Raw genomic sequence first — 423 nt, 5'->3', positions numbered from 1 at the left:
GTTACCAGCAGAAATTACAGATACATTAACAACAACGGATTCAGATCCAGAAACAGTAACGGTATTAGAAGGTGTAGCAACAGAAACAACAGATGATGGATTTGCACCAGTAACTTCAGGATTAACAGGAGTTGTATTTGAAGACACCAACAATAACGGTGTTCAAGATGCAGGTGAAGAAGGAATTGCAGGAGTAGATGTAGTTATTACGGATGTTAACGGAGACGAAACAACAGTAACAACAATAGCAGATGGTTCATGGTCAGCAACGGATCTTCCATTAGGAGATGCAGTAGTTGATGTTGATGAGACAACATTACCAGCTGATATTACAGATACTTTAACAACAACAGATTCAGATCCAGAAACAGTAACAGTAGTAGATGGAGTAACATCTACAACAGATGACGGATTTGCACCAGC

The 423-nt window shown here is 39.5% G+C and carries 1 protein-coding gene; it reads left to right on the top strand.

Annotated elements, in window-relative coordinates; genetic code table 11:
• Positions 1-423, top strand: a 423-nt coding sequence (locus CXF54_RS12970) for an SdrD B-like domain-containing protein (RefSeq protein WP_317044446.1), incomplete at both ends; no start/stop codon positions are given.

It is taken from the genome of Olleya sp. 1-3, from assembly GCF_002836085.1.
GTDB classification, from domain to species: Bacteria; Bacteroidota; Bacteroidia; order Flavobacteriales; family Flavobacteriaceae; genus Olleya; species Olleya namhaensis.
Note: the sequence above shows the minus strand (reverse complement) of the source record. Positions and strands in the feature narration are given on the sequence as shown.